Below are 19,159 nucleotides of genomic sequence, written 5' to 3'. Positions count from 1 at the left end.
GGAGTGCGCTATGCCTTTACCCGACTTTCATTCCTCTGAGCCCTACACCCTCGGCATCGAACTCGAATTACAGGTGGTGAACCCGCCGGGCTATGATCTGAGCCAGGATTCGTCCGCCCTGATCGACGCCGTGAAAAACGATATCAAAGCCGGAGAGGTGAAGCACGATATCACCGAAAGCATGCTGGAGATCGCCACTGGCGTGTGTCACAACATCGACCAGGCGGCGGCGCAATTTTCCGCCATGCAGCAGAGCATTCTGCGTGCGGCGGCGGAGCACCATATCCAGATCTGCGGCGGCGGCACGCATCCGTTTCAGAAATGGCAGCGTCAGCAGGTATGCGAGGACGAGCGGTATAACGCCACCCTGGAGCGCTTTGGCTATCTGATCTTGCAGGCCACGGTATTCGGCCAGCACGTCCACGTCGGGTGCCGCACCGGCGATGAGGCCATCTATCTGCTGCACGGCCTGTCGCGCTTCGTGCCACACTTTATCGCCCTGGCGGCAACCTCCCCCTATATGCAGGGCACCGACACGAAATTTGCCTCCTCGCGACTCAACATCTTCTCCGGGTTCCCGGATAACGGCCTGATGCCGTGGGTCAACAGCTGGCAGGAGTTCGAGGGGCTGTTTCGCCGCCTGAGCCACACCAGCATGATCGACAGCATTAAAGATCTGCACTGGGACATTCGCCCGAGCCCGCATTTCGGCACCGTCGAGGTGCGGGTGATGGATACGCCGCTGACGCTGGCCCATGCCATCAACATCGCCGGGCTGATTCAGGCCACCTCGCACTGGCTGCTGACCACGCGGCCTTATAAGCATCAGGAGCAGGATTTCTTACTCTACCGCTTCAACCGTTTTCAGGCCTGTCGCTACGGGTTAGCGGGGATCCTGACGGACGTGCATACCGGGGAGCAGAAAACCATCGCCGAGGATCTCGCCTGGCTACTGGAGCGCGTCGCGCTGTCCGCCGAGAAGCTGGGTGCCACAAGCGCGATTCAGGAAATTGCCCTGATGCTTAAGCAGGGCAAGAGCGAGGCGCAGCGCATGCGGGACTTTATCGCAGACGGTGGCTCGCTCATCTCCTTAGTGCAAAAACATGCCGAACTGTGGGCTACGAGTCCGTAAGCCGGTGTCCCCACTCGCGCAGGCGCTGGAACAGCACGAACAGCGCCGGGATAAAGACAATCCCTACCACGGTGGCCACCAGCATGCCGCTGAACACCGTGGTACCGATGATGCGGCGGCTCTGGGCCCCCGCCCCGCTCGCCAGCATCATCGGTAGTACCCCGATAATGAACGACACCGCGGTCATCATCACTGCCCGGAAGCGGCGGGAGGCCCCCTCTCTCGCGGCATCGACAATCGCCATCCCCTCCATCCGCCGCGCGCGGGCGAACTCAACGATCAGAATCGCGTTCTTGGCGGCCAGGGCTATCAGTAGCACCAGCCCAATCTGCACATACACGTCGTTAGCGTATCCGGCGGCCCACAGCCATACCAGCGCCCCGCCGATGGCGAACAGTACCGAGAGCATCACGCTCGCCGGTAAAGTCCAGCTCTCATACTGGGCGACAAGGAACAGCCACGCCATCACCACCGCCGCCAACACGATCCAGATCGCCTGATTCCCGGTCTGCTGCTCCTGATACGACATCCCGCTCCAGGCGTAGTCGTACCCGGCAGGCAGGTTATCCGCCAGAAGCTCAGCCATCGCCGCCATCGCCGTGCTGCTGCTCACCCCTTCTGCCGCCGAGCCGCTTACCGACACCGACGGGAACTGGTTGTACTGCTGCAGAAACGGCGCGCCGACGGTCGGGGTGATGGTGACGAGGTTGCTCAGGCGCACCCGCTCGCCATTGTTGCTGCGCACGAACAGCTCGCTGATTTGCTCTGCGCGCTCGCGCCACTGCATCTCGTTTTGCATCACCACGTGGTAGACGCGGTTGTTGACGCTGAAATCCCCGGCTCGCGTGCCGCCAAAGGCGGTTTGCAGGCTGCTGAAGATGCGCGAGACCGGCACGTCAAGGCGCGCGGCGCGCTCGCGGTCAACGGTCAGGGTCAGCTGGGGTACGTTACTGCTCCAGGTAGTGAACACCCGGCTCAACTGCGGATGCTGGTTGGCCTTCGCCAGCACCTGTCGGGTGACGCGCTCCAGCTCCGCCGGGCTCTGCCCTGCCTGGGCCTGAATGCGCAGGTCGAAACCGGAGGCGTTGCCCAGCCCCGGCAGCGTCGGCGGGGCAAAGGTCATAATGGTCGCCTCCGGCAGGGCCAGCAGCTGGCGCTGCAGGGTGCCCATCACCTCATCCAGGGCGGGACGCTCGCTCCAGTCCTTCAGCATCACGGAGATAAAGCCGCCGTTGGAGGCGCTGGTGCCGTTGAGAATGTTAAACCCGGAGACCTGAATCACATCCTCCACCGCCGGATTTTTAGCAATCAGTTCGCGTGCCGTGGTCATCACCGCTTCGGTACGCTCCAGCGAGGCCGACTCCGGCAGCTGAACGCTGGCGAAGAAGTAGCCCTGATCCTCCTGGGGCAGGAAGCCTTTTGGCATCGACATAAAGCTGAACACCACTACGGCCGCCGCGCCTGCTGTCGCCAGCAGCGCCAGCCACGGGCGCAGGTTGAACGCGCTGACAATCCGGGTGTAAAGGTTGCGCGTCGCATCCAGCCCGCGGTTAAAGCCACGGTAAATCGCCGCCGGACGCTCAGGGCGCGGACGCAGCAGCAGCGCGCAAAGCGCGGGCGTCAGGGTCAACGCCACCAGGCTTGAGAGGGTCACCGCCGTGGAAAGCGTCACCGCAAACTGGCGGTAGAGCTCGCCGACAATCCCCGGCAGCAGCGCCACCGGGACAAATACCGCCAGCAGCACCAGAGTGGTGGCAATCACCGGCCCGGCAATCTGACGCAGGGCCAGCGCGGTGGCCGCCGTGCGGCTCTGCCCTTCTGCCATCAGGGTTTCCACACTCTCCACCACCACGATGGCGTCATCCACCACCATGGTCAGGGCCAGAATAATGGCGAACAGGCTGAGCGTGTTGGCCGAGTATCCCAGCGTATAGAGCACTGCAAAGGTGCCCACCAGCGACACCGGAATGGCGAGGGCCACAATCAGCGTCGCGCGCCAGCTCTGCAGGAACAGGGAGACGACCACCACCACCGCCAGCAGGGTCAGCGCCAGCGAGACGCCAATCTCCTTGATGGTCGCGGCGACAAACTGCGTGGTGTCGAACTTCACTTCCCAGGTCAGATCGTCCGGAAAACGTGTCGACAAGCGCTCCAGCTCGGCGCGCACCGCGTCGGCCACGCGCAGAGCGTTGGCGGACGGCGTGGGATAGATGCCGAGATAGGCGGAGTCATGCCCGTTCAGCTGTGCGCCGGAGCTGTAGCTGCGCGAGCCAAGTTCGATACTGGCGACATCCTTCAGGCGCACCAGCTGGCCCATCTCTCCCGCGCGGATAATGATCCCGGCGAAATCTTCGGCCTGATTTAAGCGCCCCAGCCCGTTAATGGTCAGGGTCTGCTGCTGGCCATTAAACACCGGTGGCGTCCCCACCTGGCCTGCCGCGCCCTGCACGTTCTGCTCGCGCAGGGCCTGGGCCACGTCGTCGGTGGTGACGTTGAGGGCGTTCATGCGGTCCGGACGCAGCCAGATGCGCATGCTGTAGTCGCGTGCGCCAAACATCTGCACCTGCCCGACGCCCGGCAGGCGGGACAGCGCCTCACGCACCTGGGTGCTGGCGTAGTTGCTGACCAACAGCGGCGAGTGTGTCTTATTCGGTGAGTAAAGGCTTACCCCCATCATCAGGTTGGTGGCGCGCTTGCGCACCTGGACGCCGTTTTGCTGCGCCTCGGCGGGCAGTTGCGCCACCGCCTGCGCCACGCGGTTTTGAACGTCGATGGCGGCCAGATCCGGATCGGTGCCCGCTGCGAAGGTGATGTTGAGGCTGTATGCGCCCTCGTCCGAACTGGTGGACTCCATATACAGCATGTGATCCACGCCGTTAAGCTGGGTCTCCAGCGGCGTGGCGATGGCCTCCGCCACGTCGGCCGAGCTGGCGCCGGGCCAACTGGCCGAGACATTTACTACCGGCGGCGTGATCTGCGGATACTGCTCCACCGGAATGATCTTCAACGCGATGGCCCCCAGCAGGGTGATAACCAGCGCAATCACCATCGCAAAGCGCGGGCGTTTGATGAAAAACGTCAGCATGATGGCTCCTTAATTCAATATCTGGACGGCTGCGCCAGGCTGTACCCGTTGCGCGCCGTCAGTAATCGCTCGCTCACCGGACGCGATGCCAGAGGCGATCTGAAACTGCTGGCCGATCTGCCCGGCAACGTTCAGCGGACGCATTTCTGCTTTGTCGTCAGCGTTAACCACCCAGGCAAAGAATCCGTCGCCGTTTTGCTGCACCGCCGCGGCGGGCAGGGTCAGCACCGGCTCCTCGCTTGCCGGGCGCAGAAACAGATTCACATTCCCGCCGGGCAGCAGCTGATGCCGTGGGTTGGCGAACTCGGCGCGCAGCATCACACTGGCAGTGCGCGGGTCGATGCGATTATCCACCGAGGTCAGTTCCCCGCTGATGCGCTGGCCGTTGCTCTCTATCAGGGCCCGCCAGGCTTTTTTCATGGTGCTGATATCCGCATGCTGTCCGGCTTTGGTGGCAAACGTCCCCTCCTCCAGCGCAAAGGCGATGCGGATCGGGTCGAGCTGCACCACCTCCACCAGCACGCCGCTTGCAGGATTCACCAGGCTGCCCACGTGGAAGCGGCTGTGCCCCACGCGACCATCAATTGGCGCAGTAATGCGCGTGTATGCCAGAGTGACGTTGCGAGTTTCAAGCCGGGCTCTGGCCTGCTCCAGCGCCGCGCTGGCGACGTCGCGCTGCATCCGGGCGTTATCCACATCGTGACGGCTGATGGCGTTGTTGTTGCCCAGGCTTTCAAAGCGGGAGAGCTGCTGCTGCGCCTGACGCAGGGTGGCTTCGGCGCTCTTCACCTCGGCCTGGGCCAGACGCACGGCGGCACGCGGCTCGGCATCGTCCAGTTCAAACAGCAGGTCACCTTTTTTCACATACTCCCCGTCGCGGAAGTGAATCCTGGTGATCGCTCCCTCGGTGCGGGCCCGCAGCTCAACGGTGTGAATGGCTTCAACGCGGCCCGGGATCTGGCGCTCGGCGGCGTGGGCGGTCTGCTCCACGGTGGCGACACGCACGGGAATGGCGGCGAAGGCGGGTTGCAGGGTGCAGGCGAGGAGTGCGCTGGTCAGGGCGGCGCGCAGGAAAATGCGTTTCATCGGGATTATCTCGGTGTTTGTCCCCTCACCCCGGCCCTCTCCCCAAAGGGGCGAGGGAGAAAACCGGACTATCCCCTCTCCCCTTTGGGGAGAGGGTTAGGGTGAGGGGTAAGGTTTTTGTTATGCAGCCTTACGGAACCTGCGGGTCAGTCGCTTCTCGATTTCGACAATGAAGAACATCGCGCTCGCTATGGCCAGGGTGACACCCCAGTAGCGCAGCGGCAGGGCTTCGGTGCCGAACAGCATCTGCATAAACGGCAGGTAGATAATCGCCAGCTGCAGCAGGAGCAGCACGCCCGTTACCAGCCAGATCCCTTTGTTCGCCAGCAGGCCGCGGTTGAGGGAGAAGCCTTCGGTGTTGCGGCAGTTAATCATGTAGACCCACTGGGCGCAGACCAGCATCTGCAGCAGCACGGTACGAATGAACTCCGCGCTGTGGCCGCGCGGGGCCAGCCAGGCTTCCAGCGCAAAGGCGGCGACGGCAATCAGTGTCCCGACGAAGGCCACGCGCCAGACAGCATAGGCATCCATGACGTGCTGTCCGGTCTGACGCGGCGGACGACGCATGATGTTGCGCTCGGCGGCTTCAAAGGCGAGGCCGAAGGAGAGCGTGGCTGAGGTCGCCATGTTCATCCACAAAATCAGCACCGGCGTCAGCGGAATGATGTTCCCCGCCAGCAGGGCAATCACAATCAGCAGCCCCTGCGCGAGGTTGGTCGGCATGATGAACAGAATGGTCTTCTTCAGGTTGTCGTAGACGCGACGCCCCTCTTTCACCGCGCTGGCGATGGTGGCGAAGTTATCGTCCGTCAGCACCATGTCGGCGGCCTCTTTGGTCACTTCGGTGCCCTTGATGCCCATGGCGATGCCCACGTCCGCCTGGCGCAGGGCCGGAGCGTCGTTCACACCGTCGCCGGTCATGCCGACGATCTCGCCCTGCTCCTGCAAGGCCTGCACCAGACGCAGCTTATGCTCCGGGCTGGTGCGGGCGAAGATGTCATACTCCACCGCCGCTTTCGCCAGCTCAGTATCATCCATATGCTCCAGCTGATAGCCGGTCACCGCCTGGGCGCTGTTGGTGATCCCCAGCATCTGGCCGATGCTCATCGCGGTCTGGGGGTGATCCCCGGTGATCATCTTCACGCGGATCCCCGCCTGCTGGCAGGCGTGAATAGCGTCGATCGCCTCCGGGCGCGGCGGGTCCATCATTCCGGCGATGCCGAGGAAGATCAGGCCGTGGCTGAGATCGTCGTGAGTCAGCGACTGCTCGCCGTTGGCCGGTTTGAACGCCGCAGCCACCATGCGCAGCCCCTGGCGGGCATAACGCTCCATCTCCGCTTCCCAGTAGGCGCGGTTAAAGGCTTCGGCTCCGTGACGGGTCTGCTGCTGCGAGCAGAGGGCGAAAAGCACGTCCGGCGCGCCGGTGATCAGGATCTGCTCCTCACTGCCGATCTGGTAGTGGGTGCTCATGTACTTGTACTGCGAGTCGAACGGGATCTTGTTGATAAGCGTGGTCATGACCGGTGTGAGGTGGGCTTTCGCCGCCAGCACCTTCAGCGCGCCTTCGGTCGGCCCACCGGTAATCCCCCACAGGCCGCGCTCGTCCTGAATCATCTGGCTGTCGTTACACAGGTCGACGGTGCGCAGATACTGCTCCAGCACGGTGCCCGGCTGGATCTGCACCGGCTCGTCGCTACCCTCAAGGCAGATATTGCCTTCCGGAGCATAGCTGTCACCCCCGACGCGATAGCAACTGTCGGCGGTGATGATCGCTTTGACGGTCATTTCGTTCATGGTCAGGGTGCCGGTTTTGTCCGAGCAGACCACGGTCATCGCCCCGAGCGTTTCTACGGTAGGCAGTTTGCGGATAATCGCCCGCTTACGCGCCATCGCCTGCACGCCCAGCGACAGGATAATCGAGATAATGGCTGGCAAACCTTCCGGTACCGCGGCCACTGCCAGGCTGATTAACGACAGCAGCAGCTCGCCAATCGGCATATCGCGCAGCAGCAGGCTGAAGACAAACAGCGCGACCATCATCGCCATGATCAGGCCGAAGATGGCTTTGCCGAGTTTGTCCATCTGCACTAGCAGCGGGGTGCGGTGCTTTTCAATGCCGGCCATCATCTGGTTGATGTGGCCCAGTTCGGTCTCCTGGCCAGTGGCAATCACCACGCCCATGCCGCCGCCTGCGCTAACGGTGGTGCCGGAAAACAGCAGATTGGTGCGGTCGCCGAGGGTTAATTCTCCGGTTAAGGGCTTAATATGTTTATCGACCACCGTGGATTCACCGGTCAGGATCGCCTCTTCCACGCGTAAATTATGCGCTTCAATGACCCGCATATCTGCCGGAATACGATCCCCGGCGCGCAATACAATAATATCCCCGGGAACTATTTCAGTTGTCGGTATTGTTTCGTGAACGCCCTCACGAATAACGCGCGCGTCACTGGCAAGCATATTTCGGATACTGCTCAGGGATTTCTCGGCGTTACTCTCCTGAATATGACCAATTAAGGCATTAATCACCGCCACACCCAGAATCACCAGCGTATCGACCCAGTGGCCCATAATGGCAGTTAATACCGCGGCGGCCAGCAGGACGTAAATTAAGACGTCGTTAAAATGGGCCAGAAAACGCAGCCATGCTGGTCTGGCTTTTTTTTCCGGCAGGGCATTCGGGCCATGCTGCTGCAGGCGTGCCTGCGCCTCGGCGCGGTTCAGGCCGGCAGCGGTGCTGCGCTGTGCCTCAAGGGTCTGTTCGACGGTCTGCTGATAAGCCTGCGTCGGTGCGTGGCCCGGGTTGGACCGGGGCGTGTGGGTATGATGCATTTTGGTCATATTTCAGCTCCTTCAATTTGCGGTGAGCAAAAGCCTGAATTCCATGTCTGCTTTTATAAATCGTCGGGCGTTAATTTAATGGGTTGTCAGGACAATTAATTTAACGCACTATTATTTCTGTCGATGGCATTAAACAGATAACGTTTCATTTCAATAGAGTGATTTTTACAAATTATTTCTAAACCGAAACTAAACGAGAGGTAAGCATGTTTGGGATTTATCGCGGGCGCCGCCTGGCGTTATATATTATCGTTGCCATTGTTATTGCGACGTTAATTGGATATAGCACATATACCTTCGTAAAATTATTTGCCGGAGGGTGACAATAATTTACGTTAATCAAGATTAATTGAATAAGCGGACACCTGTCGGGAAAATAGCAGCGAATTAATGGGTGATTATTTATCGCCCGCGCGCGTTGCGGTTGATATTGCTTTACGAAGCCCTATCCGTGACAATGTTATTTTTAACTGACGATTAACATAATTATGAAACACCCACTGGAATCGCTGTTAACGGCAGGCGGCATCTTGTTGATGGCCTTTCTCTCCGTTCTGCTGCTGCCTGCTCCTTCCCTGGGGCTGGTGGTGGCGCAGAAGCTGATGAGCACCTTCCATCTGATGGATCTCAACCAGCTCTACACCATTATCTTCTGCCTGTGGTTTTTACTGCTCGGCGCCGTGGAGTTCTTTATCCTGCGCTTCGTCTGGCGCCGCTGGTTTTCCCGGGCGTCGTAAGCCGGTGAAATCACGCATCCCGTGGATCAGCGCTTCACACCAGGCCGCGTAGTCGTGGCCGCTTGACGACGGGTGGAAGCTGACGCGATAGCCTTTCTCCTGCAAAACCTTTTCGAAATCCTTCGTGGTGCGGTAGATCCCGCCCCCTGGCCCCGTGGTTTCAAACTTCCCGGCCTGCAGCCAGAAGCGGACCGGATACGGTGGAGACTGCTGATACTGACGCGTCAGCCAGCCGGACGCTTCACCTTTCGGCGCCCACCAGTACGAGCCAGAAAGACTTAGCACGTTGCCAAACAGTCGCGGGTAGCGCAACGCCACCCATGAGGAGGCTATGCCTCCGTAGCTTGAACCCGCCAGCACCGTTTTCTGCCGCTGCATCGCCATCCCCTGCCCGCGCAACCACGGGAGCAGTTCATGGGCCATAAAGTCGGCGAAATCCGGGTTCGGCGGTAATTCTTTGCTGCGTCGGGCGTGATCGAGGCTGTCGATAAACACCAGGTTGACGGGCGGCAGGTGATGGCGGGCAATCAGGCCATCCAGCACGTTAGCGAAATGGTAGTCGTCCTGATAGATCTGCCCATCGAACAGGATTAAGGTCCAGCGCGCGGGCTGGGCAGTGCGCGGTTTGTAGATCATCACTTCACGCGCATTGCCAAGGATTGTGCTGTTAACCATCTGGCGGGTCAGCGTGCCGCTCACCAGCGGCTGGGCTGCGGCCTGCGCCGAGCAGTAACGCGCCGGGCTGAGATCGAGCAGAGAAAAGCGGTTCCAGCGATCCGCCTTCTGTTCACCAAAGGTGTTTGGATTGAGCGGATCGGCCTGGGCGCTTACGAGGATCGCCCGTCGCTGATCGCGAGGAGAGCCGTCAATCAGCGGCACATCCGGCGCGAGTTTATACTGCATCACCGTGTCGGCGGGGACCACGTAGCTGCGAAACCAGACGTCGCTCTTACCGAGGCGGAACAGCGGATCGTGATCGCCCGCCGGAGAGCCCAGAATAAAGACGTTGTCCCGCGCGCCACGCCACAGGAAGGTGACACGCTTATGGCTGGCATCCACCGGCTCCACCATCGGCGTGCCCTGCTGATGCTGCGCCTGCCAGAACGCATCCGTACTTCCACCGGCAGCAACCGTTTTTGCCAGCGCCTGCAGCGTCGGGCTATCCGGCTCGAGCATTTGCACCCGCGGTAAGGCAGTGGTCTCTTTCATCCGCCACTGAAAACGCCAGGCTTTGCCCTCCTCCCCCTGCAGCACCAGCGAGGTGTTTTGCTTCACGGGCAGAGCAAAGAGCAGCGTGTGTTCCCCATCGGCAGGACCCTTTTCAACCAGGGTGCGAATCTTTCGGTTTTGTTCGTCCAGCAGGCGGGCATCCGTTACGCCGTTCAGCGTGGCGGAAACGTAATTCTCGTCCAGCGGCGGCAGTGAAAAACAGACTTCGCCGCTGGCATCAAACTTCCCCTGTACGTCTCCCTGAAGGGAAGAATGTTCACAGGTCGCCGCCATCGCAGGCAGCGCGCCGATCCCTAATAACAACCCACTCCATACCCTCTTCATTACCGCATGTCCCCGACGAAATTTGTTACCAACGCTAATGCAAATGGTAATAATTTTCAATATCATTAGAGGGATTGGCGGTTTTGCAGGCCCGGTAAGCGCAGCGCCACTGGGCTATTAGCAGGTTTGATGCTTTAATGCGCCCGGCTGTGGTTATCCTTGCGATAAGCGCCAGGCGGCTGGTTAAAGGTGCGGGTGAAGACGCGGGTAAAGGTTTGCTGGGAGTCAAAACCGTAGCGCAGACAAATGTCGTAAACCTTTTCGTCCGATTCAAGCAGATCCCGCGCCGCCAGCCGCAGCTTACGTTCCCGAATGTACCGCCCCAGGCTCTCACCTTTATACTGCATAAACAGCCGCTGTAGGTGCCATTTAGAATAGCCCGCGTGACGGGCGATATCCTCGATCCGCAACGGCTGATGAAGGTTGTCGTCGATCCACTCGACAATGGTGTCGATAACCTGAGCGGAAATAGTCATGTTGCTCTCCCCCTCTGCTCTTCGATTAAACATTATTCCCACCACGCGCGAAATTGTTGCGTGGCATCATCCACTCTGAGCGGCTCACCGAGTTCCGGCGTCAGCAGGCGATACGCTTTATCCTTGCTGGCCTGCGACAGCTTGATCAGCGGGTCGTTCCAGGTATGTTTTGCCAGTACAAAGCGCCCGGAGTGACCCGGCACCACCGCCCTGGCGTTCAGATCCGCGGCGGCCTGCGCCGTTTCAGAAGGCTGCATGTGAATGTACTTCCAGTCCTGGTCGTACTGTCCGTTCTCCATGATCGCCAGATCGACTGCACCAAACTGTTCGCCGATGGCGCTAAAGTGCGGGCCGTAGCCAGAATCGCCGCTGTAAAACACCTTCTGCTGCGGGGTGACAAACATAAAGCTGCCCCACAGCGTCTGGTTGCGCTTCAGTCCGCGGCCGGAGAAATGGCGCGCCGGGAGAACGTGCACGGTCAGATCATCGCTGATGCGTACCGACTGATCCCAGTCCCGCTCCTCAATGATGGACGGCGCCATGCCCCAGTAGCGCAGATGCGATCCCACCCCGAGCGGCGTGACCACGCGCTTCACTTTCGGCAGCAGCGCCTTGATGGTGGCGTAATCGAGATGATCGTAGTGATCGTGGGAGATAATCAGCAGATCGATATCGGGCATCTCTTCAGCATGCCACGGATACTCTCCGGCAAAGGCTTTGTTGAGGAAGGAGAAAGGTGCGGCATAGTTGCTGAATACCGGATCGATCAGAATACGTTTGCCCGCCAGCTGCAGATACCATGAGGAGTGACCGAGCCAGACCAGCGTGTCCTGATCCAGCGGCAACTGGGCGAGATCGGTTTTTACCAGCGGCAGCGGCTGGGCCGGACGCGCGTTTTCACGTTTGGTCACCAGAAAATCCCACCAGGCCGTCAGCATGTTCTTGTTGCCGGTAAAGCCCGGCGTGGGCAGGGTGTTATGGAACTGTCCGTCGCGATACTGCGGCGAAGCGGCAAACTCACTTACCTGCGCGCCCTGTGGCGGCTGGCCGAATCCGGCATTCAGTACGAACGGCAAACTCGCCGCTGCTGCAATAATCATCACTACCACCAGGCTAATAATAAAACGCTTTTTCATATCCCGACCCGAATTCGCGCCCCATCCGATGGCCTGCGCGGGCAAAACTTGATTATGAGTGAGTAAGCACTCATTATAGAAGTGATGCGAAAGTCGTCAAGACGTTTTAAGATCTTTGACATTCCGCGTTGCAGCCCCGCAAAGAGCATGATTCAATCAGGGTTTTTGCACATAAACTGGAGGAAATGCAGTGGCTCGTCCGAAAAGTGAAGATAAAAAACTGGCGTTGCTGGACGCGGCAACCACCGCTTTTGCCCAGTCGGGCATTGCGGCCTCTACCGCGTTAATCGCCCGCAGCGCAGGGGTGGCTGAAGGCACCCTGTTTCGTTATTTCGCCACCAAAGACGATCTGCTCAACGCCCTCTACCTGCACCTGAAACAGGATCTGTGCCAGACCATGCTGGCGAATATGGACAGGGCCCTTACCCAGCCAAAAGAGCATACCCGCAATATCTGGAACAGCTACATTGACTGGGGGATCCGCAACCCGGTGGCCCACGGCGCCATCCGCCAGCTCGGGGTGAGCGAGAAGATTAACGCCGAAACCGAACAGGCGGTGCACGAGATGTTCCCGGAACTGCATGAACTTTGCCGTCGTTCGATTCGTCCGGTGTTTATGTCTGAAGAATTTCGTCTGTTTGGCGATGCCCTGTTTTTGTCGCTGGCGGAGACGACGATGTCTTTCGCCACCCGCGAACCGGCGCGCGCCACCGAAATCAAGGCGCTGGGTTTTGAAGCCATGTGGCGAGCGCTGGCTGAAGAGGATGTCCATGGACAGTAAAACCCTTACCGGCTGCGCGCAGAAAGTGGCACTGGAACTGCCGTTTACCGAACACTGCTGGCCGTTTGGCCCGGAATACGAGGTGTTTAAGGTGAGCGGCAAGATTTTTATGCTAATGGGCAAGGCGCACGGACGTCTGCACGTCAGCCTGAAATCCGATCCGCAAAAATCGCTGCTCAATCAGCAGATCTACCAGGGAATTGAGCTTGGCTACCATCTGAATAAAAAGCACTGGATCTCGGTTTACGCCGCAGAGGATATTACCCCGGCGCTGATAGCCGATCTGGTCAACGATTCGTGGCATCTGGTGGTGGATAAGCTGCCGAAAAAAGAGCAAAAACGTCTACGTCCCGGCGGTTAAACGCCCGTAATGCCCTTACCTTTGCCCCCTTCCCTTTGTATTATTTTCCCTTTTGCACTGAACCCCAGGAGTCGTAATGGATATCATCTCTGTTGCCTTGAAGCGTCACTCAACCAAGGCCTTTGACCCGAGTAAAAAACTGACTGCCGACCAGGCAGAACAGATTAAAACCCTGCTGCAGTACAGCCCGTCCAGCACCAACTCGCAGCCGTGGCACTTTATCGTCGCCAGCACCGAAGAAGGCAAAGCGCGCGTGGCAAAATCCGCAGCCGGTGGCTTTGTCTTTAACGAACGCAAAATGCTGGATGCCTCGCACGTGGTGGTCTTCTGCGCCAAAACCGCGATGGACGATGCATGGCTGACCCGCGTGGTGGATCAGGAAGAGGCCGACGGCCGTTTCAACACCCCGGAAGCGAAAGCCGCCAACCACAAAGGCCGCACTTTCTTCGCCGATCTGCACCGCGTCGAGCTGAAAGATGACGACCAGTGGATGGCGAAACAGGTTTACCTTAACGTCGGCAACTTCCTGCTGGGCGTGGGCGCCATGGGCCTGGACGCGGTGCCGATTGAAGGCTTCGACGCGGCGGTCCTCGACGAAGAGTTTGGTCTGAAAGAGAAAGGTTTCACCAGCCTGGTGGTGGTGCCGGTTGGGCATCACAGCGTGGAAGATTTTAACGCCACGCTGCCAAAATCACGCCTGCCGCTGAGCACGGTTGTGACTGAGTGCTAATGCAAACGGGCCGCGAATAGCGGCCCGTTACTTTTTACTGATAACCAGTCTGCGATGCGGATGCACATCACGATCGTATCCCCAGGCGAACGCAATCCAGCGCTCTTCCAGTTCAGCATATGAATTAACTGGCGTTAAATGCCACTCTTCCCCTACCGTGCCGTCCGCCACACTGATCTGATAATTCATGGTAAACGCCCAGTCGATCATCCGTAGCCAAAAGCGTTGTCCATCCCCGGTTTGCTCGCTGTCTGACACCACGACATTGTATTCGCTCAGGAGCCACTGGAAAAAGAATTGCGGAAAACCGCTCACCACAGATTGATGAAGAGTACGCGGGGTACGCCAGACCATCACCTGCGTGGCAGCACCGTGGGGGAAGGTAATCTCGTTGTGAAATTCCAGCTTAACGGCATATGCCGTGTAAGGCTTTCCCTCGTCAGTGGTTACGATCCGATACTCGTCGCTGTAAAGCGATTTTAAAAGACGGTAGCCCACAGGCAATACAAAGCCCGGCAGATGAAAATCCGCAGTACCGCGCGCAAGGAAAGCTTCGGTATGTTCAACGTTTCGGGAGACGAGTCCCAACTTGTGGCTGAAGTCAGCAGAATCAATCATCAATGGCGACATCGGGTTGTTTCTCATCGCGTAATTATAGTCCACTTCGTTACTCATCGAAATGATGGAAATTCAGTGGGTTGTATAACGTTGACTTGTACTCAATAAAGTGTAATCTGCGGATGCTTAACGCCGCACACCAGCGCATAACGCGTTAAGGTATCCAGGCTCGCCCGGGTAATATTGGCTTCCATTCGGGATACCGTTGGCGCGCTGACCCCCATTCGCTCTGCCACCTGAGCACGCGTAAGCCCGGCCTGTTTGCGCCACTGCGCCAGCATCTCACGCAGACGCTCCTTGCGTTCTTCGGCATCAAAAGCAGCCTGTACGTCTGAATCGCCTAACAGCTCTGCTCTTAATACATCCCAGTCAATAATCTTCTTGCTCATCCAACATCTCCTGTTGTCGTTTCAGTGCCAGACGGATTAGCGAGAGGATCTCCTCTCTGACTGCCTGATGAACGATGAGTCTGAACACGTTTTTTCATCCCTGAAGATATTAGCATGTAAGGCAATTTGCATTAAAGGCTAATTTTGCATTTCGTGATTTACCTTACACGCTTTATCCGGGTCAGGCCGAAATCGCATCCATTCCCTGAAAGCTCCTCGCAAAAATCTTACTTCGACCCACTTCCCCCATGCCAGATCCGCTCCGCATAGCGCCCGATTACCGCCAGCGACGCCGCCAGGATCAGGAAAAACAGCACCTTATTCATCCCGTCCCAGAAGTATTCGAAGTAGCGGGTATAGAGGTTGATCCCGAGAAACGTCAGGCCAAAACCGCGCAGCATGCCGTCGTCGGTTTTCAGGCTGATGTAAACAGAGACCACCGCCGCCACGGCAAACAGCAGCGCCCACGGCAACAGCACCGCGCGCGTTCCTGTTTGCGGGTGACGTTCATTTGGCCTGCTCCGTTAGCCACGTCAGCGCGCGCTCGCCCTCGTCATCCACCGGGAGATAAACCAGCAGGCGCGAGCCGTTACGCGGAGCGGAGTACCAGTACATCTGCTGGAGATGGAAATCTCCCAGCTCGGGATGGGTAAACAGTTTCAGCTGGTTTTCCACGCCGCGCACATCGTTGCGCTGGTGCCACAGGGCTTCAAACTCCCCGGACACCGCAAAGAAGCGCGCCAGTTTGGCTTCCCACTGCGGGTCACCCCGGTGCTCGGCCATCGCCGCGCGGAAGTAGGAGACAAAAATCGGCAGCACGTCGCCGCGCTTGCCCAGCCGGGCGCGCCACGCCGGGTGGGTAAGGAACAGGTAGATGCAGTTGCGGTCTTCCGGTGGGATGGCGTTAAAGTCAACGCCCATCAGATGGCCAAAGCTGTCGTTCCACGCCACGATATCGAAGTTCGGCTTCTGAATACTGGCGGGTTTCGGCATCAGGGTATCGAGCAGACGTCGGGTGCCTTCGCTGATCCCCTCGCAGCACACCGCCTGGGGCGCTTCCCCCGGTGGCAGACCAGCCAGCACAAACAGGTGTCGGGCTTCGGTTGGGGTACACTGCAATGCTTTCGCCACTGCCGCCATCACCGTGCTGGACGGATTGACGTCCCTGCCCTGCTCCAGCCAGGTGTACCAGGTCACACCCACGTCGGCCAGCATGGCGACCTCTTCACGACGCAGACCTGGCGTGCGACGGCGGCCGCTGCGCGGCAGGCCGAGGCGCTGCGGATCGAGACTTTCTCGCCGGGCACGTAGAAATGCGCCGAGCTGTTTACGGGTGTCATCCTGGAGTGAGGTGACGAGTTCAGACATCAGCGCCATAGTGCCCCCTGCATGGTAGTGCCAGTACCAGTATAAGCAAGAACTGGTACCCGTTTATCAGATGGTTGATGCTACGACGCTACGCTGTTTGACGCAATGGAGTCACCATGAATACGTCAGTTGTTTCACCGGGCCGGGCAGGCCTGATATTGCTGTTAACTGGCCAGATGCTGCCGCTGATTGATACCTCAATCACCAACGTGGCGCTGGACTCCATCACCCACTCGCTGCACGCCACCGCCACCGGGCTGGAGCTGATTGTCGCCCTTTACGGTGTGGCCTTTGCCGTCTGCCTGGCGCTCGGCAGCAAGCTGGGAGATAACCTCGGTCGCCGCCGTCTGTTTATGTGGGGCGTGGCGAGCTTTGGCCTGGCCTCGCTGCTGTGCGGGATGGCGGGGAATATCGAGCAGCTGCTGGCCGCGCGCATCGTTCAGGGTGCAGGCGCAGCGCTGATCATGCCGCAAATTCTCGCCACCCTGCACGTGACGCTGAAAGGCACCGCCCACGCCAAAGCCATCAGCCTGTTTGGCGGCATCGGCGGAATTGCCTTTATCGTCGGGCAGATGGGCGGCGGCTGGCTGGTGTCGGCGGATATCGCCGGGCTGGGCTGGCGTAACGCCTTCTTTGTCAACGTGCCGATCTGCCTGCTGGTGCTGGCCCTGAGCCGTCGCTACGTGCCGGAAACCCGACGCGACACGCCGTCGCGCATCGACTGGCCGGGCACCGCGCTGCTGGCGGCGATCCTCTGCTGTCTGCTGTTCCCGATGGCGCTGGGGCCGCAATGGCACTGGTCCTGGCCGCTGAAGGCGGCGCTGATTGCCATTATTCCGCTGGCGTATTTGATGGCGCTGAATGCGCGTAAAAAAGAGCGCGAAGGCGCCCATCCGCTGATCCCGCCGCGCTTAATGCAGCTCGGCAGCATCCGCTTTGGCGTGCTGATTGCGCTGCTCTTTTTCAGCGTCTGGTCCGGGTTTATGTTCTGTATGGCGCTGACCATGCAGACCGGTCTGGGGATGGCACCCTGGCAGTCCGGCAACAGCTTTATCGCCCTCGGGGTGACCTATTTCGTCTCGGCATGGTTTGCCCCGCGCCTGATTGCCCGCTATCGCACCAGCACCATTTTGCTTACCGGGCTGGCGATCCAGATAAGCGGCCTGCTGGCGCTGATCGCTACCTTCCGCATCTGGGGCCTGGAGAACACCGCCCTGACCCTCGCCCCGGCCACCGGGCTGGTGGGCTACGGCCAGGCGCTGATTGTGAACAGCTTCTACCGCATCGGGATGCGCGATATCCAGCCTGACGACGCCGGGGCCGCCAGCGCCATTCTCAGCACCCTGCAACAGGCGGCGCTCGGCCTCGGCCCGGCGATCTTCGGTGCGATTTTGCTCCACGCCCTGCACAACCATCACGGGGATTACGCAGAGGCAATTAACCTCTTCCTGGTGGTGGAAACCGTCATGATGATCGTCCTGGCGCTGGCCACCCTGCGGCTGCGCCATCGCCTGTGTTTACCGGTGGTGAAGCCCTGTCAGGCGGTAAAATAGGTCTGGCGAATTTGCATAATAGATCCACAGCCGCCATTATGGCGGCTGCTTTAATACAGGAGACGTTATGCAGGAGTTCATTTCCCTGGTCGAAGAGACGGGTATTGAAATTAATCACACCACCTCCCTCGCGATCATTTTTGGCATTATTTTTCTTACTGCACTGATTATTCATTTTATTCTGCACAAAGTGGTGCTCCGGGCGTTCGAGAAACGCGCCCAGGCCAGCAGCCATTTATGGCTGCAAATCATTACCCAGAATAAGTTATTTCACCGTCTGGCCTTTACCCTGCAGGGGATAATCGTCAACGTTCAGGCGGTATTGTGGCTGCAAAAAGGCAGCGACGCGGCGGAAATACTTACCACCTGCGCCAGGCTGTGGGTGATGGTGTACGCCCTGCTGGCCTTCTTCTCGCTGCTGGACGTGATTTTCAACCTGTCGCAAAAGATGGCCACCGCCTCGCAGCTGCCGCTGAAGGGGATCTTCCAGGGTATCAAGCTGGTGAGCGCCATTCTGGTGGGCATTCTTATTATCTCCCTGCTGATCGGCCAGTCCCCCGCTATTCTGATTAGCGGCCTCGGCGCGATGGCCGCGGTATTAATGCTGGTGTTTAAAGATCCGATCCTCGGGCTGGTGGCGGGCATTCAGCTCTCGGCCAACGATATGCTCAAGCTCGGCGACTGGCTGGAGATGCCGAAATATGGTGCTAACGGCACGGTGACCGATATCGGCCTGACCACCGTTAAGGTGCGGAACTTTGATAACACCATTACCACCATTCCGACCTGGGCGCTGGTCTCCGACGCCTTTATCAACTGGAGCGGGATGTCAGCCTCCGGCGGGCGGCGGATTAAGCGCAGCCTGAATATTGATACCACTAGCATCCATTTTCTCGACCAGCAGGAGCAGCAGCAGCTGATTCAGGCGAAGCTGCTCAAGCCCTATATGGCCACGCGCCACGAGGAAATTACGCTGTGGAATCAGGAGAATGGCGAAGGGGAATCGGTGCTCAATCTGCGCAGGATGACCAATATTGGCACCTTCCGCGCCTACCTGAATGAATATCTGCGCAACCATCCGCGTATTCGCCAGGATATGACCCTGATGGTGCGGCAATTAGCCCCGGATGCCAACGGGCTGCCGATTGAAATATATGCGTTTACCAACACCGTAATCTGGGCGGAATATGAGGCGATTCAGGCCGATATTTTCGATCATATCTTCGCAGTGATCGATGAATTTGGTCTGCGCATTCACCAGACGCCGACCGGAAACGATATTCGCTCCCTGGCCGGGGTCCTGGCGAAATAA

16 protein-coding genes and 1 pseudogene are annotated in these 19,159 nt (G+C 59.1%); 7 read left to right on the top strand and 10 right to left on the bottom strand.

Annotated elements, in window-relative coordinates:
- Positions 1-10 precede the first annotated feature (10 nt).
- Positions 11-1,132 (top strand): YbdK family carboxylate-amine ligase, encoded by a 1,122-nt coding sequence (locus SOM40_RS05575; RefSeq protein WP_106992260.1) that lies wholly within the window; start codon positions 11-13, stop codon positions 1,130-1,132.
- Here the strand turns inward: SOM40_RS05575 and SOM40_RS05570 are convergent.
- The 3 genes from SOM40_RS05570 to SOM40_RS05560 form a co-directional block, all read right to left on the bottom strand.
- Positions 1,119-4,217, bottom strand: coding sequence for an efflux RND transporter permease subunit (locus SOM40_RS05570; protein ID WP_320530665.1), 3,099 nt, complete (start codon positions 4,215-4,217; stop codon positions 1,119-1,121). The genes SOM40_RS05575 and SOM40_RS05570 overlap by 14 nt on opposite strands.
- Before the next feature lie 9 nt (positions 4,218-4,226).
- Entirely contained in the window at positions 4,227-5,303 is a 1,077-nt protein-coding gene (locus SOM40_RS05565; protein ID WP_320530664.1) for an efflux RND transporter periplasmic adaptor subunit, read from the bottom strand.
- Positions 5,304-5,423: 120 nt separating this feature from the next.
- On the bottom strand, positions 5,424-8,135 hold the full coding sequence (locus SOM40_RS05560; RefSeq protein ID WP_414672289.1) for a cation-transporting P-type ATPase: 2,712 nt from the start codon (positions 8,133-8,135) through the stop codon (positions 5,424-5,426).
- A gap of 497 nt (positions 8,136-8,632) precedes the next feature.
- On the opposite strand from SOM40_RS05560, the gene SOM40_RS05555 reads away from it, so the two are divergent.
- Positions 8,633-8,881, top strand: coding sequence for a DUF1158 domain-containing protein (locus tag SOM40_RS05555; RefSeq protein ID WP_106992256.1), 249 nt, complete (start codon positions 8,633-8,635; stop codon positions 8,879-8,881).
- Here SOM40_RS05555 and SOM40_RS05550 read toward each other — a convergent pair.
- The 3 genes from SOM40_RS05550 to SOM40_RS05540 form a co-directional block, all read right to left on the bottom strand.
- On the bottom strand, positions 8,810-10,435 hold the full coding sequence (locus tag SOM40_RS05550) for an alpha/beta hydrolase-fold protein (protein ID WP_320530662.1): 1,626 nt from the start codon (positions 10,433-10,435) through the stop codon (positions 8,810-8,812). The two genes, SOM40_RS05555 and SOM40_RS05550, sit on opposite strands and share 72 nt — an antisense overlap.
- Before the next feature lie 134 nt (positions 10,436-10,569).
- Positions 10,570-10,911, bottom strand: coding sequence for a RamA family antibiotic efflux transcriptional regulator (locus SOM40_RS05545; protein ID WP_106992253.1), 342 nt, complete (start codon positions 10,909-10,911; stop codon positions 10,570-10,572).
- A 32-nt stretch (positions 10,912-10,943) separates the two neighbouring features.
- Positions 10,944-12,047: an MBL fold metallo-hydrolase gene (locus tag SOM40_RS05540; RefSeq protein ID WP_312079880.1), complete on the bottom strand. Its 1,104-nt coding sequence runs from the start codon at positions 12,045-12,047 to the stop codon at positions 10,944-10,946.
- 190 nt (positions 12,048-12,237) lie between these two features.
- On the opposite strand from SOM40_RS05540, the gene SOM40_RS05535 reads away from it, so the two are divergent.
- From SOM40_RS05535 to nfsB, 3 genes are all read left to right on the top strand, one after another.
- Positions 12,238-12,828, top strand: a complete 591-nt coding sequence (locus tag SOM40_RS05535) for a TetR/AcrR family transcriptional regulator (RefSeq protein WP_106992251.1) — start codon at positions 12,238-12,240, stop codon at positions 12,826-12,828.
- Positions 12,818-13,189: an MmcQ/YjbR family DNA-binding protein gene (locus SOM40_RS05530; RefSeq protein ID WP_320530661.1), complete on the top strand. Its 372-nt coding sequence runs from the start codon at positions 12,818-12,820 to the stop codon at positions 13,187-13,189. The genes SOM40_RS05535 and SOM40_RS05530 overlap by 11 nt, the downstream gene beginning before the upstream one ends.
- A 76-nt stretch (positions 13,190-13,265) precedes the next feature.
- Positions 13,266-13,919, top strand: a complete 654-nt coding sequence (gene nfsB, locus SOM40_RS05525) for an oxygen-insensitive NAD(P)H nitroreductase (RefSeq protein ID WP_320530660.1) — start codon at positions 13,266-13,268, stop codon at positions 13,917-13,919.
- 27 nt (positions 13,920-13,946) lie between these two features.
- Here nfsB and SOM40_RS05520 read toward each other — a convergent pair whose 3' ends face one another.
- The 4 genes and pseudogenes from SOM40_RS05520 to SOM40_RS05505 form a co-directional block, all read right to left on the bottom strand.
- Positions 13,947-14,549, bottom strand: coding sequence for a hypothetical protein (locus SOM40_RS05520; protein ID WP_262672242.1), 603 nt, complete (start codon positions 14,547-14,549; stop codon positions 13,947-13,949).
- A gap of 89 nt (positions 14,550-14,638) precedes the next feature.
- Positions 14,639-14,926 (bottom strand): helix-turn-helix domain-containing protein, encoded by a 288-nt coding sequence (locus tag SOM40_RS05515; protein WP_106992247.1) that lies wholly within the window; start codon positions 14,924-14,926, stop codon positions 14,639-14,641.
- Between the two features lie 227 nt (positions 14,927-15,153).
- A pseudogene (locus SOM40_RS05510) lies at positions 15,154-15,414 on the bottom strand (DUF2157 domain-containing protein); the annotation flags it as partial.
- A 19-nt stretch (positions 15,415-15,433) separates the two neighbouring features.
- Positions 15,434-16,303 (bottom strand): helix-turn-helix transcriptional regulator, encoded by an 870-nt coding sequence (locus tag SOM40_RS05505; RefSeq protein ID WP_320530659.1) that lies wholly within the window; start codon positions 16,301-16,303, stop codon positions 15,434-15,436.
- A gap of 107 nt (positions 16,304-16,410) precedes the next feature.
- Between SOM40_RS05505 and SOM40_RS05500 the strand changes: the two genes are divergently transcribed.
- Together SOM40_RS05500 and SOM40_RS05495 are read left to right on the top strand one after the other, a co-directional pair.
- Complete coding sequence (locus SOM40_RS05500; protein WP_320530658.1) at positions 16,411-17,847, top strand: MFS transporter; 1,437 nt, start codon at positions 16,411-16,413, stop codon at positions 17,845-17,847.
- Positions 17,848-17,914: 67 nt separating this feature from the next.
- The gene (locus SOM40_RS05495) at positions 17,915-19,159 is read left to right on the top strand and encodes a mechanosensitive ion channel family protein (protein WP_261642105.1); all 1,245 of its coding nucleotides are present in this window, start codon (positions 17,915-17,917) and stop codon (positions 19,157-19,159) included.

The sequence above is a fragment of the Leclercia sp. CFBP8987 genome (assembly GCF_034044995.2).
Taxonomy (GTDB): Bacteria; Pseudomonadota; Gammaproteobacteria; order Enterobacterales; family Enterobacteriaceae; genus Enterobacter; species Enterobacter tamurae.
Note: the sequence above shows the minus strand (reverse complement) of the source record. Positions and strands in the feature narration are given on the sequence as shown.

Excerpts from the sequence above, each read along its gene's own strand:
- SOM40_RS05575 (WP_106992260.1), top strand. The coding sequence starts at position 11 with ATGCCTTTACCCGACTTTCATTCCTCTGAGCCCTACACCCTCGGCATC.
- SOM40_RS05570 (WP_320530665.1), bottom strand. The coding sequence starts at position 4,217 with ATGCTGACGTTTTTCATCAAACGCCCGCGCTTTGCGATGGTGATTGCG.
- SOM40_RS05565 (WP_320530664.1), bottom strand. The coding sequence starts at position 5,303 with ATGAAACGCATTTTCCTGCGCGCCGCCCTGACCAGCGCACTCCTCGCC.
- SOM40_RS05560 (WP_414672289.1), bottom strand. The coding sequence starts at position 8,135 with ATGCATCATACCCACACGCCCCGGTCCAACCCGGGCCACGCACCGACG.
- SOM40_RS05555 (WP_106992256.1), top strand. The coding sequence starts at position 8,633 with ATGAAACACCCACTGGAATCGCTGTTAACGGCAGGCGGCATCTTGTTG.
- SOM40_RS05550 (WP_320530662.1), bottom strand. The coding sequence starts at position 10,435 with ATGAAGAGGGTATGGAGTGGGTTGTTATTAGGGATCGGCGCGCTGCCT.
- SOM40_RS05545 (WP_106992253.1), bottom strand. The coding sequence starts at position 10,911 with ATGACTATTTCCGCTCAGGTTATCGACACCATTGTCGAGTGGATCGAC.
- SOM40_RS05540 (WP_312079880.1), bottom strand. The coding sequence starts at position 12,047 with ATGAAAAAGCGTTTTATTATTAGCCTGGTGGTAGTGATGATTATTGCA.
- SOM40_RS05530 (WP_320530661.1), top strand. The coding sequence starts at position 12,818 with ATGGACAGTAAAACCCTTACCGGCTGCGCGCAGAAAGTGGCACTGGAA.
- nfsB (WP_320530660.1), top strand. The coding sequence starts at position 13,266 with ATGGATATCATCTCTGTTGCCTTGAAGCGTCACTCAACCAAGGCCTTT.
- SOM40_RS05520 (WP_262672242.1), bottom strand. The coding sequence starts at position 14,549 with ATGTCGCCATTGATGATTGATTCTGCTGACTTCAGCCACAAGTTGGGA.
- SOM40_RS05515 (WP_106992247.1), bottom strand. The coding sequence starts at position 14,926 with ATGAGCAAGAAGATTATTGACTGGGATGTATTAAGAGCAGAGCTGTTA.
- SOM40_RS05505 (WP_320530659.1), bottom strand. The coding sequence starts at position 16,303 with ATGGCGCTGATGTCTGAACTCGTCACCTCACTCCAGGATGACACCCGT.
- SOM40_RS05500 (WP_320530658.1), top strand. The coding sequence starts at position 16,411 with ATGAATACGTCAGTTGTTTCACCGGGCCGGGCAGGCCTGATATTGCTG.
- SOM40_RS05495 (WP_261642105.1), top strand. The coding sequence starts at position 17,915 with ATGCAGGAGTTCATTTCCCTGGTCGAAGAGACGGGTATTGAAATTAAT.